The following is a 16,769-nucleotide window of genomic DNA, read 5'->3' as shown; positions in this document are numbered from 1 at the left end:
ATTTATTGTTTTTACTTTATTGACAGGTAATATGGTTATCATATCACCCTGCACGTTTGGTTTGTCTTATTCAGTTCTCAAAGGTCTTTTCTCTCTTACGAGACAACTATTATAGTCTATCAGATCAGATAGGGTCTGTCAACAACTTTTTTTATTTTATTTTCAAAATATTTTCAGTTCTTTTGACAACTTGATTAGTATAATATAAATGAAACTTAGTTGTCAATAGTTTTTACTATTTTTTATTTCTTTTTTGTAAAAAGTAAATTCCCAAAATAACTTCCACTTTGTGTCTCAAACTGGAAATTAGTCTGAAACGGATTTTTATGGTGGAATTAAGTCTGAGACTTTTCGATTAGAAAGAGGTCAATATGACAGAACAAAAAAACAAAAAAGCAACTCCCTCATACCTAAAACCTAAAAAGAAGGACGTCGATATAAAGACTTTCTACTCTGTTTAGAAGACAGAGAACTCAACGTCTGGTTAGAGATGGAACTTACTTTGGGAATTTAGCCTTTTTCTTGATCTTAAAATACAAATTTTATAAATTCTTGATCGGCTAAGTATTTACAAATAAATCTTTCTTCTTATTATATAAAATTCTATTGATTAGAGAAATTTCCTATATTATCTGCTTTTATATGCTATTTTTATGATAAAATAAATCTAATCACAACAGAACAAGGAGAAACCCAACCATGCCTAACAATTTACTGGTTCTTCAATCGGATTTTGGTCTTGTAGATGGTGCTGTCTCAGCAATGATTGGTGTCGCGCTACAAGAGGATTCTACTCTAGGTGTTCATCATCTAACTCACGAAATCACCCCTTATAATATATTTGAAGCATCTTATAGACTTTTTCAAACTATTAATTATTGGCCAGAAGGAACGACTTTTGTTTCAGTCGTTGACCCTGGGGTTGGCTCTAAACGTAAAAGTGTTGTCGCACTTACAAAGAATAATCAATATATAGTAACACCAGATAACGGAACACTTTCTTATATAAAAAAACACGTCGGCATTAAAGCCATTCGAGAAATTTCTGAAGTGTCTAACCGTCGTCAAAACACTGAACTGTCTTATACGTTCCATGGGAGAGATGTTTATGCCTATACAGGAGCCAAGCTCGCAAGCGGTCACATTCAATTTGAAGACGTTGGGCCAGAACTTTCTGTGGATGCTATTGTAGAAGTGCAAGATGTAGAAACTCAAATAGGTGAAAATAGCATTAAAGGTGTCATTGACATTCTAGATGTTCGTTTTGGTTCGCTATGGACATCAATTACCCGTGAAGAATTTTACCATTTTCAACCTCAATTCGGTGAACGCTTTGAAATAACAATTTTCAATAACGACATGGTTGTTTATCAGAACCAAGTCACTTACGGAAAATCGTTTGCCGATGTTCGAATTGGCCAACCTATTATTTATATCAACTCCTTATATCGAGTTGGGGTGGCAATCAACCAAGGGTCTTTTGCTAAAGCTTATAATATTGGCGTCGGTCAAAATTGGCATATCGAACTGAAAAGAATTTAAGAGTATAGGAGAAATTATGAAAAATACATCGATCAAAACTGTAGTTGCCACGGGTATCGGAGCTGCCCTATTTGTTATCATTGGGATATTTGTCCCAATTACTATTTTTACTAATACCACCATTTCTCTACAATATACATTACAAGCCCTATTTTCTGTTATCTTTGGTCCCTTAGCTGGTTTCTTAATTGGCTTCATCGGTCATATGCTAAAAGATATGTTGGCCGGCTATGGTGTTTGGTGGTCTTGGGTTTTACCAAGTGGCCTAGTTGGTCTTGGCATCGGACTTTTGAAAAATAAATTACACATTACTAAAGGTCAATTTAATAAAAGAGATATTCTACTTTTTAACGTGACACAAGCTGTCGTTAATATCATCGCCTGGGCAATCGTTGCACCTCTTGGTGATATTTTAATCTACCAAGAACCTGCTAATAAAGTTTTCACTCAGGGATTATTCGCAGGAATAGCTAATACTATTACAATTGGTATTGGTGGTACCATTTTACTGATCGCTTACGCCAAAACTCGGACAAAATCTGGTAGTCTATCAAAAGACGAGGATTTGGAAAAATAAATGACTAGTTTAATTACATTCAAAGATTTTACTTTTCAGTACGACGCTCAATCAAACCCTACTTTAAACAATATTAATTTAACCATCGAAAAAGGCCAAAAAGTCCTTATCATCGGCCCATCAGGAAGTGGTAAATCAACCATTGGTAATTGTTTGAATGGTATTATTCCAAATCATTTTCACGGAAAACACCAAGGACTCCTTTCTATAGAAGGTCAAGATGCGTTTGATTTGTCAATCTATGATAAGTCAAAGATTATATCCACAGTGCTTCAGGATCCCGATGGTCAATTTATTGGTCTTTCTGTCGCTGAGGATATTGCATTCGCCTTAGAAAATGATTGTTTTAAAAAGGAAGAGATGAAAGCATCAATTACCTACTGGTCAAAAGCGTTAGAACTTGATGACTTATTGGACAATCGCCCCCAAGACCTTTCTGGCGGCCAAAAGCAACGTGTTAGTTTGGCTGGTGTTTTGGTAGACGAAAGTCCAATTCTTCTCTTTGATGAACCATTAGCCAATCTCGACCCTAAATCTGGACTTGATACGATTGACTTGATCGATCGCATCCATCAATCAACAGAAGCAACTACAATTATTATCGAACACCGTCTAGAGGATGTGCTCTATCGTCCTGTCGACAAGGTCATTTTGATTAATGATGGTCGTATTCTTTTTGACGGGTCTCCCAATCAATTATTATTAACTGATTTATTACATCAGAACGGGATAAGAGAACCTCTCTACGTTACTAGCCTAAGAGATTTAGGGTATCATTTCACAGAAAACATGTCTTTAACACAATTAGATCAACTTGATTTCTCAGGTTTATCCTGTGATTTTAATGACAGGCCTCATAAGAATGTAGAAAAACCAATTCTCTTGGAATGGAACAATCTTAACTTTTCTTATCAACCTCAAAAACCCATTCTATCAGATATCCACTTGACTATTCGTCAAGGCGAGAAAATTTCTTTGGTGGGACAAAACGGCGCTGGTAAGTCAACTCTTGCCAAATTACTTTGTGCTTTTCATGACTCTTCTGCTCCGCTATTCTACAAAGGGCTAGACATTTCAAGCGATTCCATAAAAGAACGGGCCGATCGGATTGGCTATGTCTTGCAAAATCCTAATCAAATGATTAGTCAAACTCAAATTTTTGATGAAGTCGCTCAAGGATTGCGTTTGCGCGGTGTTAGCGAGGATGTCATCAAAGGTAAAGTTGAAGAAACCTTGAAAGTTTGTGGGCTTTATCCATTTCGAAATTGGCCGATCTCTGCTTTATCATTTGGTCAAAAAAAACGTGTCACAATAGCGTCTATCTTAATCCTTGATCCGGAAGTCATTGTTTTAGATGAGCCAACAGCAGGACAAGATAAAAAAAATTACTCGGAAATCATGAACTTTTTGGATAAGTTAAACCGAGAGGGTCATACTATCATCATGATTACACATGATATGCAATTGATGTTGGAATACTCTGACCGGACAATTGTGATGAGTAAAGGTCGGATAATTGCCGACGCTAGTCCAGAAGAAATTCTATCTAATCCAGACATTTTGGAACAAGCTTATTTGAAAAAAACTAGTCTTTTCCATCTGGCACCTTATCTTGGATGTTCACCTCTAGCACTAACTCACTACTATATTACAAAAGAAAGGGAGAGACATGCCTCAGAAATTAATCGGCTACCAAAAGGAAGATAATTTCCTTCATAACTTATCTGGGGCCAGCAAATTAATCTTCTTCATTTTAGTATCTATTGCTTGCATGACAACTTATGATACACGTTTAATCCTTTTTATTGGTTGTTTTTCCCTCTTTCTCTTTGCTAGTGCAAAAGTGCCTTGGAAAAGTATCTCTTTTGTCATTAAATTTGTCACTTTCTTCGCCATCTTAAACGTCCTCATGGTTTATCTTTTTGCACCAGCTTATGGAGAACAAATTTACCATTCAAAGACAATCATCACAGACGGCTGGGGACCTTTTTACCTGACAAAAGAAGAGCTCTTTTACCTCTTCAATCTTAGTTTAAAGTACTTCTCGACAGTGCCTTTAGCTCTACTTTTCCTGTTAACAACTAACCCTAGTCAATTCGCGTCCAGTCTAAATCAGATTGGCTTACCTTATAAAGTGGCTTATGCGGTCAGCTTAACCCTTCGCTACATTCCAGATGTCCAAGAAGAATTTTATATGATAAAAACCTCGCAAGAAGCAAGAGGTTTGGAATTGTCTAAAAAAGCAAAGCTATTTGACCGAATCAAAGGTAACTTGCAAATTATCATTCCATTAATTTTTAGTTCCTTAGATCGGATCGACCTAGTCGCGACAGCTATGGAGTTGAGACGCTTCGGTAAGAATAAGCGACGGACTTGGTATACGTCAAAAGAATTGGACAAGTATGATATACTGACGATTGTCTTAGCCATAATAATTTTACTAGCCTCAGTCATCTTATTTATCATCAACAAGGGACGATTTTACAACCCCTTTCATTAATCTAACCAGAAGAAAAAGCAATGATTTCATAGGTCATTGCTTTTTTGATCCAAAAAAGCCTACCCTTATAACAATAAGGATAGAGCTTTATAAATTCTGTCACTGTACCATTATTTAGGAACAGTTATGTTTATTCAACTTTATCTTGACGGTAAATGAGCAAGCCAACTACCATAGCACCAACGATAAAGAGGGCTAACATTGAAGCTGGTTTAGCAATGTCGCCTGTCATTGAAATACTTTGGCGTAAACCAGCGACTGAATAGGACATTGGTAGGCATCTCCCGATTTTCGTGAAGATTGGCGGACAAATTTCTAATGGATATGTTCCCGCGCTTGATCCTAATTGGAATAACAAGAAGAACAATGAGGCAAATGAGCCAAATCGTCTATCCCAACCAAGTAAAGCTGTTACCACAGCCATTAATGACCAAGCTGTTAGCAAAATCATTAAGAAGGTTGCCGCTTTATGGTTAGGGTCAAATCCCATAGCAAGAATTGTAACAAACAAGACTGCACTGGCAATTGTTGAAATGAGACCATTAATTAACAGTTTAGATTTAGCCCAAGCAAAACGATTGTGATGTTTATCTCCATTTAACATATCATAGAAAATAATATTTGCAGCCATGGCAGCAACCAATAAGGAAACCGACATCATGTACGGAGCCATTCCGACACCGTTAGTTTTAACATTATCTTTATCACTATGCGTCAATGTGAGTGGATTTGCTAAAGCTTTAGAATTCTCACGTTTGAAAGAGACAGTGTTAAGTTTACGATCAGCATCAGCTAATTTTTCAGCTAAGGTTGTTGTGCCACCTGATAACTCATCTAGTCCTAATGTTAATTTATTTCCACCTGCGGCGAGTTTATTTGAACCATCAGAAATTTTGTTGGCGCCATCAGCTAATTGACTTGCGCCATCTGTTAATTGACCTGACTTGCCATTTAAGGTATCTGCCCCTTCTTGTAATTTTGAAACACCAGTCGTAACGTCTGCTGTTTTACTGTTTAATTGAGAGGCTCCGTCAGCTAATTGAGCGGCACCGGCATTTAATTGTGCTGATTTACCATTTAGTTGTGACGTACCACTTGATAAGGCATTTGCACTACCTGCAAGCATGCTACTATTTGAAGCTAATCGACTTGCTCCGCTATTCAACTGAGAAACACCTGTGGTATATTTTGAAATGCCATCAGCTAAAGCTGTTCCGTTTGTTGACAGTTGATTTTGCAATACCTGGACGCCACCAACTAGTTGTTGACTGCCTGGAACCAGTTCTTGAGATAAGGCAGAATTAACTGAAGCAAGACCTGTTGATAATTTAGCAATTGTTCCAGTTGCGACTGGGATAGCTTGGTCTGATCCAGCTTTCAAGGTTGCAACTGAAGTTTTAAGCTGTGCTATTGAACCTGTTGGGCCTGTTTGACCAAGACCAGCTTGGAGACTTGCTAAAGCAGTTTGAATAGTTGCAACATTTTCTGAAATAGCTTGTGCAATTGCTGTATTTGAACTTGTTGTCGTTGTTGTACTGTTTGAAATAGCACTTGTGATTTCCGCTTGTTGAGCAGGCGTCATCGCTGCATAAGCACTTGTCGCTTGAACTGAAGCTAAGGCATTACTACTGCTTGAAGGTGCTGTTGTTGAAAAATTAGCTACTTGAGCAGCTATGTTTGAAAGTGCAGTTTGAATAGACGCAACATTAACAGAAGGTACCGCTCCTTCAGGGAGTTGGGATACTTCTGTATTTATCTCAGTAATCTTTGTTTGTAAATTATTCAAACTAGCCGCAACTGCTTGAATTTGCTGCGCTTGAGTTGGAGAGGTTGTCGTTTGACTTTGCATTTGTGCAAGACCTGCACTTAACTTGTTTGCACCATCAACAAGAGCTTGCATGCCACTAGCACCACTCTTTAGTTTATTGGCACCATCTACTAATGCTGCTGATTTACTGTCTAATTGACTTGCACCCGCAGATAATGCATTGACCCCATTAGTGTATTCCGTAACACCACTTGAAAAGAGTCCCATTTTTTCATTTAAGGTTGCAACCCCACCTGTATAAAGGTAAAGACCAGATGACAAGGTCCCAAGACCTGACCCTAATTTTGAAACTCCAGAAGTGTATAGATTTAAGCCAGATGATAATCCAGTGATGCCTGAATCCAATTGCGATACACCATTTGTATAAAGACCTAAGCCTGAGTTAAGCTTATTGGCTCCTGCTGAAAAAGCTTGACCGGCAGAAGAAAGCTTTAAGAGATTATCACTAAACTCCTGACTGCCACTTGCTGTTTGTTTAGATCCATCAGCAAGTCGCTTGCTACCATTAGCAGCCTGCCCCATACCATTTTGTAATTGTTTGACTTTTGAAAAGAGTTCTTTATTATAAGTATCAGTTATTGTTTTTGATACTTTGGACTCTAGTCGGATCATCATTGATTGACTTAATTTAGAAGAAATAAAATTGTGACCTTTTGATGTTTCATATTTTATTTCTGCTTTTTTAGGATGGTCTGTCAAAACAGTTGCCGCATTTTTAGATAAATCTTCTGGGAAAGTCACAACAAGGTAGTACTTTCCTGATTGCAATCCTTTTTCTGCTTGTTTTTCAGAAACAAAATGATAATCTAATTCTTTATTTTTAGACATATTGTCCACAAGTTTTTCCCCTGCATTAAAGGTTTTATCTTGCAAGGTTGCAGACTTGTCTTTATTAACAACAGCTACTGGAAATTTATTAAAATGGCTATAGGGATTCCACATAGAGCTTAAAAATACAATATTGTACAAAGCAGGAACTAGGGCAATCCCAATGATTGTAACCCATAAATTTGGACTTTTTAGTAATGTTTTAGTTTCTTTAAACATTTTGCCTCCTTTAAACACTCTGTTCATTTTCGATACATTAGTATATTATACGAATTCCTAAATTTTTTACAAGTGTTTAAAATCAGTTTTTAGACAAACTGTGCAAAAGTGTACAAAAAATAATTAACTAAAAATATGAAAAAACACCACAAATTGTTTTGGTGTTTTTTCAAATCCTAGCCATAGCATAACCTAAAATGAAAAAGTTCTCTCTGTTAAAGAAGGAACTTTTTATGATGACTTAAGTTTAGCTGGAAAACCATCCGCTAACTTCATAGCTACAGCGGTTGGACCTAAGAATTCTCACGTGACCCGTACGTTTATCAGTAACCGTCACTTCAATTACAGAGTCCATAGATTCTTCCACACTGTCTACCATTGATCCTTCTCGCGGACTGTTAAGTGCCTCTACTTTTCCTTTCTTTAAAAGGATTTCAACAGCTTTTTTACTATTTGAAAGCAAAATCAACTCTTGACCTTTGGTATTCTGCGAAACTATTACCCGACTAAAATCATAGGTAGTAAAGGTTTCATTGGTACCATCTATATTGAGATTGGCAATGTAGCCATCAAACTTGATTGGTCCTAGCGGAATGAGAGCAATTGAAAAAAAGAGGGATGCCTTTTCTTCTGGAAAATCGCTGTGCAACCAGATATAGCGTTCTGGGAAAGTCGTACCTCTGTCTTTTTCGCAATAAAATGAACTGGTGAAGTTTCCGCTAAAATAGGGATTCTCTGTCGTAAAATCAACTCGTCCATTAATTGCTTGTAAGCCATGGATACAAGGGAGATTTTTAAAGATGCGAAACGGTCCCATAATGTTTTTTGGATAAGGAATAATCTCTTGGAACTGTGCCGAAATAGTTAGATCTTCAACCTTTACTTTAAATCCTGTTTCAGTAAAACTGTTGTCACCTAACCTAAGATAAAAGGGGGAACTTGAAAGGATAGTCTCCTCAATAGAATAAGACTGATTCCCTGAAAAAATCCGATCACCTTGGGAAACAATCCATTGCAAGTGACCTGTCATCAAGCCTTTTTCAATATGTAGGGAAGGAATTAGAGCAATTGTTTTGTCTTCAGTCGCACACTTAAGATACCAGCCCTCAAAATAATTGGAGCGGTTATTTGGACCCACAAAATCATAATTCAAGACTGCTTTTTTATATACTGGAACAGACATCGATTTCCTCCTTGGCCAAGCTAACTTGGTGTAATGAAGCCAAAAACATGCCCTCTTTCCTTCCTTATTTAGCTTATCAATATTGTATCACCAAACATGGAAAAATGTGAATTTTTAACACAAAATTGCACCAAAAAATACCCTTGCATCAGGGTATTTTTTGATTTAAATCATCTCATTTACAAAGTAGTGAAAAACTTGTTTATTTTCAGGTTTACTCGTTAGTAGAAATTCTGGATGCCATTGTAAGCCCAAATAAGAAAAGCCTTTTCCTTCTACTGCTTCTATCGTTCGATCATCCGAATCACGCGCTAAGATACGTAAGTCAGAGGCTATTTCTTTGATGGCTTGCATATGTAAACTATTCACCTGATTCTTTTCACCATAGATATCAAATAGGATACTATTTGATTCAAAATCAACATCTTGAGTTACTTGTGTTGGTGCAGAAACTTGCCAATGGTTAGACACCGTTTGGTTAAGGGTGCCACCTAGAAGAACATTGACTAACTGAGTCCCACGACAGATAGATAGAACTGGCTTTCCTTGATTAAATGCCTCTTTTACTAATTGCAATTCAAAAAGATCTCTCGCCTCATGATAGTCAGAACTTGCAATAACCTGCTTTTCACCATAAAAATGCGGAAGAATATGTTGCCCACCAGTTATAAGCAACTTGTCTAAGGTAGCAATATAATCCTTAACCATGTCTTCATGGGCAATAGGAAGTACAAATGGTAGCCCACCCGATTCTAAAATAGTATCTGAGAAAACCTTTGAAGCAAAAGTCCGTTGAATACCATGATCCCAAGCTGTCACCTCTTTACTGTGGTTTTCATTTCCAGTTATCCCAATAATTGGTCGTTTCAATAGATTCCCTCCTATCCAGTTGCTATTAGACATAGTTTATCATAGGTCTGGGATCAAGGGTATTATATATTTTTTATCAGAATAATAGCCATGCGCTATGACCATCAGCATTTGAAATAGACTATCTCTATTTAGCCATCAAATTACCTTTTAACTTCTGATATTCTAAATAGGTTAGGATCATCATAAGGATGTCTATAAGGCTAAGAAAAATCATACTCATGTGATGTGTTAGCATAAATTCCCTCATTTGATAGACAATAAACCCCATAAACAAAAATAGTGACATCGGATAAGCCCATAACTTTTTTTTAAGAAGAAGCAATAAGGTTAACACTTTTATCAAACCATGAAACAGCAAATAGATCGCTGCCATCCGTTGGCCATTTAATGTGAGGATTGATCCCAAATGAACTAAATGACTCGCAATAAAATCATGAGGGTCGTTGGCTAATTCTCTAGATGTTAATATGGTAATCAGATTTTTAATTGCAGAATGCTTGAAAACAAATAATAATAGACCCGATAAACTTTCACCTAGTGCAAAAACCAGTTTTGCATAGAGAAGTGTATTAAAAGACTTCTCTACCACTTTTACTTGCTTAGCCGTTTTCAACCTTTCAGATATCACTTTACTGCCTCTTCTCTACTACATTCATTTTTTCTCTAGTTCTATCCTAACAAGATTATCCTTAAATTACCTTAAGAACAATTAGTTACCCTAACTTTTCCCTAACTTTTTCCCTTATTTTACTGAACTTTCCTTTTACAAAGCTTGTATACTAAGTTTATAAAATAATTAAAGAGGTATATTACTATGACAGAATCATCAAATAACATAAACAAAATCAAAGTCTCTGTTACTAAACATTGGAAAAAATTAGCCATTGTCGGAGCTTCAGTCGCAATCATCGGAGCTGCTGGAGTTGGTGGTTATGAATATTATGATCACCAACAAGACATTAAACAGGAACAAGCTGAGTTGACCAAAGATTTAACACAATCTGGTGCATTATTGAAAACTTACTCTGAATGGCATCAAGTCATCACAGGTTCTCAACTTAGCAATGCTAAAAAAACAAGCTTTATCAAAGCTGTCGAAGCACATAAATCTGATATTGATAAATTAGCTGCCGAAAAAACAAAAACCGAAGCTATCTACAAAAATACGTTCGGTACTTTTGAATCAGATTACACCAAATTAACAACAAGTCATGACAGCTTATGGAAAAAATTAGATGCTAACTTTAGTGGATTTGTTCCCTTATCTGATTTATCAAGTCAAGATATTGACAGTCTGAAGGAAGCTATTTCTTCCTCATCTTTAAGTGATGACGAAAAGAAAACGTTGAACGCGGACGCTGACAAAATGCTTGATTTAAGTAAGAAATGGACCGCTGCTTACCCTAACTATAGTAAAGAAGTGCTAACTCTTAAAAATAATATTGAAAAACAAAGCAAGGTTGTTTTAAATGAGTTAACATCTGAAAAGCTTTCCGTCAAAGAAATCGGGAATACGGTTGGAATCAGAGAAAGTCATAATCGACACGATGACGACAATGATGACCATCACAGACACAACAAAAATGACCACAATATGAACAGAGACCGTAAAGGTAAAAAAGATAACTAATCCCCTAAAGACTTGAATCGACCACGGTTAATTCAAGTCATTTTTTTCTACTTGCTATGGTATAATAAGCTAATATTAGTAGATAGAAAGAGATCAATAAGATGGCAAAAATTTACCTTGCTGATGACGAAAAAAATATTCGAGATATTATTGGCGTCTTTTTAAGAGACCAAGGATTGGATGTCGAGCTATTTGAAACCGGAGACCAACTGCTCTTGCGGTTTATGAACCAGCCAGCTGATGTCGTTATCCTTGATGTCATGATGCCTGGCTCTAGTGGCTTTGAGGTTGCCCCAAAACTGCGTCAACTCTCCAATGTCACCATTCTCTTTTTAACGGCAAAAGACAGTGACAAAGACTTCATTGAGGGCTTTCAAACAGGTGCAGATGATTACCTTACTAAACCATTTTCACCCATGAAATTAGCCTTACGAATCAAGGCTATCATTGCTCGTCAGGACCATCAAATAGATACCAACACCCTTCACCTAAAATTCGAGAACCTTACTCTTTCTCCAGAGAATCGCTGCGCCATCTACGCTAATCAACAGATAAATCTAACTAACACAGAATTTGATGTCTTAGAACTGCTCCTTAAAAAACAAGAGCAAGCAGTGTCCAGGGAAGATCTGTTAGAATCCGTTTGGGGCTATAACTTTGATGTCGATATGCGGGTGACAGACGACACCATCAAACGTCTACGAAAAAAACTTAGACAGGTAAATAGTAATGTTATCATTGAAACAGTATGGGGATTTGGGTTTAAATTGGCTCAAACATCTGAAAAATAAACCAAAACGCCACTTAAGGGGAACCTTATTTTTACAACCCTTAGGCATTGTACTTTCGTCATTTATACTCTTATTTTTAGTCTTCAACTTATGTGTCTACCTCTTCATTCATCAAGAAACCATCAAAGCTGTTGATGCCAAATCTCGTGAATTGCAAGGTCTTTATCTTAGCCAGCCGAGAAATAATCACGCAAAAAGTATATTTGAAACTTCCTACATGATTATTGACGATAAGGAAAATATCCAATATAGTTCGATGCCACTTCATGATTTTTCCCACCGTTTTGATACTGACAATTTACTTGAATATTTTTTTGATAAAGAGCACTCTAAAAAGCCTTTTAAAAATCAAGACACTGCCAAACTTACATTAAAGAATAATAGCTATGCAATCAAACTCATCCCGATTAGGGGAACACTTAAGGATTACTATGTTCAGCAATCTGAAAATCCGAGTCAAGATAAATCCTATTTTATTTTAATTTTCGTCAACACGACCCCCTTGCAGCAATTCTTAATACTAGTCAATAGCATCTTAGCAATCATCATGATACTGACTTTTATTGCCACAGGCATGATGATGTTTTGGACGACACGAAAACTGAACCTCTCTTTTAAACAGCTTCAAGCTTATGTCTTGCGCGCAGGCTCACGCAAAACTAATTCTGACAGGCTTAACTTACCTTATGAGGAGTTTAACCAAGTTGTCCGATCCGTTGATCATATGAATGAGATGATTGAAAGCAATCAACGCAGTCAAGAGTTGTTCTTTCAAAATTCATCTCATGAACTCCGTACACCACTTATGTCTATTCAGAGCTATGCGGAAGCTATTCATAAAAACCTCGTTAATCAAGAAGATGCCTCGTTAGTTATTCTTGAAGAGAGTCAAAAAATGGCCAAATTGGTTGATGATATTTTAACAATATCTCGCATTGAACTCATTCCTGATAAATTAAATCGTGAACTGATCAACCTCGCTGATCTTATTTATGATGTCAGTTGGCGACTCAACAAACAGGCTGAACAATCCGGGATTACTATTAGGCATCATTTCGAGAATAAAAATATGCAACTGTTTGCCGATGAAGAATTATTGGAAAGAGCTCTTTCCAATATTCTCAGCAATGCCGTTCGCTTTGCCCGTCACCAGATTACGATTACTTGTAATCAAGTCGCCGACACTATCCAAATAAGGCTTGCTAACGACGGCCAAACTATCAGCCCTGACGAAAAAGAACACCTGTTTGAACGTTTTTACAAAGGCAAAAACGGCAATCATGGTATCGGACTTGCAATGACTAAGGATATTATTTCATATCACGGAGGACAGATTACTGTTCAGTCAAATGAAACAGAAACTGCTTTTATCATATCACTACCAATCCAAGCTACTTAACAAGACACTAAAAAGAATCCCGAACACTCCAACTAAGAAGTATCCGGGATTCTTTTTTAATTAACTTGTTTAAACACGCGACCTTCTACAAAATAAGCGATTAGATTATCAGAGGCTTCTTGGCCTGTTGCAATCCGAGATTCTAATGTCGCTGTTCCAATGTGTGGTGTGAGGACGACATTATCCAAATCTAACAGTTCAACAGGCAGGCGTGGTTCGTCAATGAAGACATCACCACCAAAGCCCGCAATTGCACCAGTTTCCAATGCTGTTTTTAAGTCATCTTGGTTGACTAAGGCACCACGCGCCGTATTGATCAGATAGGCACTCGATTTCATTTTGGCAAAGACTTTGCCATCAATAATATTTTTGGTTTCAGTGGTAGCTGGGGCGTGCAGGGTCAAAACGTCTGCTTCAGCAATCAAGTCCTCAAAGTCACGGTAAGATACATTATACTCTGCTTCTTGCTTAGCACTTAGTCGGCTTCGCTTGTTATAAATCACGGTCATCCCAAATGCTTGAGCTAAACGGGCCACCTCTTGCCCAATCCGTCCAAAGCCATAAACCGCCAGTGTTTTTCCTTTCAATCCTGTCGTTAGACCAGACCGCGACTGGGTATCTGACCAGGTCTTCTCACGCAATTTTTTGTCAAAGTAGGTGATGTGACGCAGGGTATCAATCATCAACCCCATGGTCAGTTCAGCCGTCGGTACCAAGACCGTTTCTGGAGCGTTGCTGACGATGATGCCCTTTTCCGCAGCATAATCGACGTCTATATGATCATAACCTACGCTATGCGTTGAAATCATTTTAAGCTTGCTAGCTTTATCAATAATCTCTTGATCAATGGCAACATTAACAGTCAGGATACCGTCAACATCCGTCACTTGCTCTAAAATCCAATTACGACTGGCATCCTTGGGTGCTTGAAGCACATCCAAAGTCTCCTTAAGACTAGCCACACCTTCGGTCAAAGGTTGCCCCAAAATTAAAATTTTCGCTTTAATCATCATTAACCTCACTTTCAAATCATCATAAGACTATTATAACAAGAATGGAGGGAAAGGTTGGAAAAGAAAGTTAGGAATCCAGAGGATTACTAATGCCGTAAAGCACACTATCCTCATATTTGTTGTTTTTCAAAACATGCTTTTTCTGAAGCCCTTCTTTTGTCATACCTGCTTTTTCCATAACTCTGCCAGAAGCACCGTTATACTTGAAATGCTTGGCTACTATCTTATGAAATTGTTTCATCTCAAAACCAAATCGAATAAGAGCAGTTGCAGCCTCGGTGGCAATACCTTTATTCCATGTATCAGGACTAATCCAATAACCAAGCTCCGCTATATAGCCATTTTTAAAAACAGCTAAACTGACACAACCATATAGATTTCCAGTAAGCTTATCCGTGATAGCATAATCATAACTTTTATTTTGTTTGCTATTTTCTCCCTGACTCATAATCCACTCAATGGCCGACTCCTCTGTGTAAGGATTAGGTAAATTCAGCGTATTCTTTTGAATAGCATCAGTAGAACAAATACGTGTAACTGTTTGACTGTCATCAAGTGTAAACTTTCTCAACACCAGACGGTCAGTTTCAATAGTATCTTCTTGATCATTGTATTTAAACATGGCAATTACATCCTTTACTAGACAACTTAAATTCTTTGTACAATATGTAAGCCCAATTATAACAAATTTTCGACGCAAGATAGCACTAAATTTGAGATTAGTAAAAAAACATCCTCCAACGGAGAATGCTTTTGTATATTGCATGTAATTTCCAGACGGATTAACGTTTTGAGAATTGTGATGCTTTACGGGCTTTTTTAAGACCTGGTTTTGGGTGACCGAAGTAAAATATCTATAAAAGCCTATTAAATTAAGCTTTCAAGAATCATTTTCATTAAAAATAGATACTTATAACCCAATCTTATAAATCATGGATTACCATTAGATTACCAAAATTATGTTTTCGGAGCTTATGTTAATAAGGAACTTTGGCAACTAAAGCAAGTCAAGCTACCAATTGACACTGTTCAGTCACGAATTAAGCAATTGGAACTTCGCCAAAATGCTAAACAAATGTCGAATCATTTCCAGTTCTTAGGAGATAAAAGAATTGACAGCTTGGCTAAAGCTAACGCCATTCAGAATTATCGAAAGGCATGGAATGCTTTTCGCAAAATTCACACCGCAGGTGTTCCTAATTTCCACCGGAAAAGCTACGTTTGGCGTTATCAAACTAACTGCCAGTATTTGAAACAGAAGGAAGCATACTTAACCAACGGAACTGTACGTTTTGAAGATAGTAAGCATGTTCTGGTTCCTAAATTAGGTCGGCTCCGTGTTAAAGGTTCCCACCAGCGAATCTTAGCTCGCGGTGCTGAAACTCGCATTGGAACGGTAACCATCACAAAAGACGCTATCGGGAGCTTCTTTCTCTCAATGCAGTTAGCGTCAGACGCTCCTTTTGTCACGATGTCAAAGCAGACTAACCGGCAAGTTGGAATTGATCTCAATACCGAAAACTTCCTGACTTCTAGCGATGGTCAAGTGATTACTAATCCACGCTACTATCGAACCATTAAGGGACGGTTAGCTAAAGCTCAACGCATTTTGTCACGTCGTGCCCGACGAGCTAAGAAAGAACATCGTTCTTTGCGAGAAAGTAGAAATTATCAAAAGCAACGATTGTTGGTGGCTAAAATTCATACCCAAATCTTTAGCCGTCGTAGAGCATTCTTACACCAACTCTCAACTACATTAATCAAGAACCACGATTTAGTAGTTGCCGAAGAGTTGCGGAGCAAGAACATGCTAAAGAACCACGCTTTGGCGATGAGTATTGCTGATGTGGGCTGGCGGACCTTCTTAGAAATGCTGACGTATAAGGCTGAATTTTATGGACGCCAATTCATTACGGTGAACCCTAAGAATACTACGCAAACCTGTCACGATTGTGGCTTTGTCATGGGAACCGGAAGTACGAAGAAGCTCACTCTGGCCGACCGGGAATGGACATGTCCAAAGTGTCATGTTCATCACATTCGTGACCATAATGCCGCACAAAATATTCTGACTAAAGGAATTGCAAAACTGGCCTAACTTGATCCGTCCCTACGGCAACCTGGGGACGCTAAAGGCATTGGTAACTGCCGTGTAAGACGAAACAGTTCGTGGAACTGTTCGCAGTGGCCTATCTATGCAAATTGTGGTTCAAGCACTCATCAGAAGGGTGTTTGCTCACAAGCCACGTCCTTTAGGGCCTAAGTGTAAAATTTATTGAGGTAGAACATTAGACGAATAAAAAAGAAACCGTTACTCTAGTAATTAGGCTGGCGAGCACTACTTACAAGAGGCGGTTTCTTATGGATATTATTGTAACAGATTTAG

At 37.6% G+C, this 16,769-nt stretch carries 13 protein-coding genes and 1 pseudogene; 8 read left to right on the top strand and 6 right to left on the bottom strand.

Annotated elements, in window-relative coordinates; genetic code table 11:
- The first annotated feature begins 699 nt into the window (after window positions 1-699).
- The 4 genes from ACVRZD_RS10065 to ACVRZD_RS10050 are packed head-to-tail and all read left to right on the top strand — an operon-like array spanning window position 700 to window position 4,619.
- Entirely contained in the window at window positions 700-1,542 is an 843-nt protein-coding gene (locus ACVRZD_RS10065; protein WP_037627330.1) for an SAM hydrolase/SAM-dependent halogenase family protein, read from the top strand.
- A gap of 16 nt (window positions 1,543-1,558) precedes the next feature.
- The gene (locus ACVRZD_RS10060; RefSeq protein WP_037627332.1) at window positions 1,559-2,119 is read left to right on the top strand and encodes an ECF-type riboflavin transporter substrate-binding protein; all 561 of its coding nucleotides are present in this window, start codon (window positions 1,559-1,561) and stop codon (window positions 2,117-2,119) included.
- Window positions 2,120-3,826, top strand: a complete 1,707-nt coding sequence (locus tag ACVRZD_RS10055; RefSeq protein ID WP_037627334.1) for an ABC transporter ATP-binding protein — start codon at window positions 2,120-2,122, stop codon at window positions 3,824-3,826.
- Complete coding sequence (locus ACVRZD_RS10050; protein ID WP_037627335.1) at window positions 3,789-4,619, top strand: energy-coupling factor transporter transmembrane component T family protein; 831 nt, start codon at window positions 3,789-3,791, stop codon at window positions 4,617-4,619. Before ACVRZD_RS10055 ends, ACVRZD_RS10050 begins: the two co-directional genes overlap by 38 nt.
- 130 nt (window positions 4,620-4,749) lie before the next feature.
- Here the strand turns inward: ACVRZD_RS10050 and ACVRZD_RS10045 are convergent, their stop codons facing one another.
- From ACVRZD_RS10045 to ACVRZD_RS10030, 4 genes are all read right to left on the bottom strand, one after another.
- Window positions 4,750-7,494 (bottom strand): YhgE/Pip domain-containing protein, encoded by a 2,745-nt coding sequence (locus tag ACVRZD_RS10045; protein ID WP_037627337.1) that lies wholly within the window; start codon window positions 7,492-7,494, stop codon window positions 4,750-4,752.
- A gap of 247 nt (window positions 7,495-7,741) precedes the next feature.
- Window positions 7,742-8,677, bottom strand: a complete 936-nt coding sequence (locus ACVRZD_RS10040; protein WP_037627339.1) for a hypothetical protein — start codon at window positions 8,675-8,677, stop codon at window positions 7,742-7,744.
- A gap of 165 nt (window positions 8,678-8,842) precedes the next feature.
- Window positions 8,843-9,547 (bottom strand): gamma-glutamyl-gamma-aminobutyrate hydrolase family protein, encoded by a 705-nt coding sequence (locus ACVRZD_RS10035; protein WP_037627341.1) that lies wholly within the window; start codon window positions 9,545-9,547, stop codon window positions 8,843-8,845.
- A gap of 127 nt (window positions 9,548-9,674) precedes the next feature.
- Window positions 9,675-10,178, bottom strand: a complete 504-nt coding sequence (locus ACVRZD_RS10030; protein ID WP_052128168.1) for a DUF2127 domain-containing protein — start codon at window positions 10,176-10,178, stop codon at window positions 9,675-9,677.
- A 186-nt stretch (window positions 10,179-10,364) separates the two neighbouring features.
- On the opposite strand from ACVRZD_RS10030, the gene ACVRZD_RS10025 reads away from it, so the two are divergent.
- The 3 genes from ACVRZD_RS10025 to ACVRZD_RS10015 all read left to right on the top strand — a co-directional run bounded on the left by ACVRZD_RS10025 (window position 10,365) and on the right by ACVRZD_RS10015 (window position 13,370).
- Window positions 10,365-11,180 carry a hypothetical protein gene (locus ACVRZD_RS10025; RefSeq protein WP_037627345.1) on the top strand — a complete coding sequence of 272 codons (816 nt, stop codon included), beginning with the start codon at window positions 10,365-10,367 and terminating at the stop codon, window positions 11,178-11,180.
- A gap of 101 nt (window positions 11,181-11,281) precedes the next feature.
- Window positions 11,282-11,971 (top strand): response regulator transcription factor, encoded by a 690-nt coding sequence (locus ACVRZD_RS10020; RefSeq protein ID WP_037627347.1) that lies wholly within the window; start codon window positions 11,282-11,284, stop codon window positions 11,969-11,971.
- Window positions 11,910-13,370, top strand: coding sequence for a sensor histidine kinase (locus tag ACVRZD_RS10015; protein ID WP_037627349.1), 1,461 nt, complete (start codon window positions 11,910-11,912; stop codon window positions 13,368-13,370). The genes ACVRZD_RS10020 and ACVRZD_RS10015 overlap by 62 nt, the downstream gene beginning before the upstream one ends.
- 56 nt (window positions 13,371-13,426) lie before the next feature.
- Here ACVRZD_RS10015 and ACVRZD_RS10010 read toward each other — a convergent pair whose 3' ends face one another.
- Together ACVRZD_RS10010 and ACVRZD_RS10005 are read right to left on the bottom strand one after the other, a co-directional pair.
- Complete coding sequence (locus ACVRZD_RS10010; protein WP_447450470.1) at window positions 13,427-14,380, bottom strand: NAD(P)-dependent oxidoreductase; 954 nt, start codon at window positions 14,378-14,380, stop codon at window positions 13,427-13,429.
- Between the two features lie 70 nt (window positions 14,381-14,450).
- Window positions 14,451-15,149: a GNAT family N-acetyltransferase gene (locus ACVRZD_RS10005; RefSeq protein ID WP_447450469.1), complete on the bottom strand. Its 699-nt coding sequence runs from the start codon at window positions 15,147-15,149 to the stop codon at window positions 14,451-14,453.
- 210 nt (window positions 15,150-15,359) lie between these two features.
- Here ACVRZD_RS10005 and ACVRZD_RS10000 point away from each other — a divergent pair.
- Window positions 15,360-16,481, top strand: a pseudogene (locus ACVRZD_RS10000) (RNA-guided endonuclease InsQ/TnpB family protein); the annotation flags it as partial.
- Window positions 16,482-16,769: the final 288 nt, after the last annotated feature.

The sequence above is a fragment of the Streptococcus hongkongensis genome, from assembly GCF_053206145.1.
This window is presented reverse-complemented; position numbering and strand designations above follow the sequence as displayed.

Coding starts and splice junctions, on each gene's coding strand:
- ACVRZD_RS10065 (WP_037627330.1), top strand. CDS start 700: ATGCCTAACAATTTACTGGTTCTTCAATCGGATTTTGGTCTTGTAGAT.
- ACVRZD_RS10015 (WP_037627349.1), top strand. CDS start 11,910: ATGTTATCATTGAAACAGTATGGGGATTTGGGTTTAAATTGGCTCAAA.
- ACVRZD_RS10025 (WP_037627345.1), top strand. CDS start 10,365: ATGACAGAATCATCAAATAACATAAACAAAATCAAAGTCTCTGTTACT.
- ACVRZD_RS10050 (WP_037627335.1), top strand. CDS start 3,789: ATGCCTCAGAAATTAATCGGCTACCAAAAGGAAGATAATTTCCTTCAT.
- ACVRZD_RS10005 (WP_447450469.1), bottom strand. CDS start 15,149: ATGCAATATACAAAAGCATTCTCCGTTGGAGGATGTTTTTTTACTAAT.
- ACVRZD_RS10060 (WP_037627332.1), top strand. CDS start 1,559: ATGAAAAATACATCGATCAAAACTGTAGTTGCCACGGGTATCGGAGCT.
- ACVRZD_RS10040 (WP_037627339.1), bottom strand. CDS start 8,677: ATGTCTGTTCCAGTATATAAAAAAGCAGTCTTGAATTATGATTTTGTG.
- ACVRZD_RS10045 (WP_037627337.1), bottom strand. CDS start 7,494: ATGTTTAAAGAAACTAAAACATTACTAAAAAGTCCAAATTTATGGGTT.
- ACVRZD_RS10055 (WP_037627334.1), top strand. CDS start 2,120: ATGACTAGTTTAATTACATTCAAAGATTTTACTTTTCAGTACGACGCT.
- ACVRZD_RS10020 (WP_037627347.1), top strand. CDS start 11,282: ATGGCAAAAATTTACCTTGCTGATGACGAAAAAAATATTCGAGATATT.
- ACVRZD_RS10010 (WP_447450470.1), bottom strand. CDS start 14,380: ATGATTAAAGCGAAAATTTTAATTTTGGGGCAACCTTTGACCGAAGGT.